The sequence below is a fragment of the Paenibacillus sp. EKM212P genome (assembly GCF_011066115.1).
Lineage (GTDB): Bacteria > Bacillota > Bacilli > Paenibacillales > Paenibacillaceae > Paenibacillus > Paenibacillus polymyxa_B.
In genome coordinates, this window is sequence record NZ_JAAMNR010000066.1 from 1 (window position 1) to 284 (window position 284).

Genomic DNA, 284 nt, shown 5'->3' on the forward strand with positions numbered 1-284 from the left:
ACACGACCGTTAAGCCCTCCAGCGCCGATGGTACTTGGACCGCAGGGTCCTGGGAGAGTAGGACGTCGCCAAGCAACCCCATAATGGGGATTTTTTTTCGCCTATCAGGCTATTGATTATACATACAAAATTGATTTTTTAGATGGGGCTATAGCTCAGCTGGGAGAGCGCCTGCCTTGCACGCAGGAGGTCAGGGGTTCGATCCCCCTTGGCTCCACCAATATTCCCTGATAGCTCAGTTGGTAGAGCACTCGACTGTTAATCGAGTTGTCACAGGTTCGAGT

The 284-nt window shown here is 51.8% G+C and carries 1 tRNA gene and 1 rRNA gene; both read left to right on the top strand.

The window, feature by feature from the left end:
- A 5S ribosomal RNA gene (gene rrf, locus G9G54_RS26305) occupies positions 1–74 on the top strand; the annotation flags it as partial.
- A 70-nt stretch (positions 75–144) separates the two neighbouring features.
- Positions 145–220, top strand: a tRNA-Ala gene (locus G9G54_RS25015).
- The last annotated feature ends 64 nt before the right edge of the window (positions 221–284 follow it).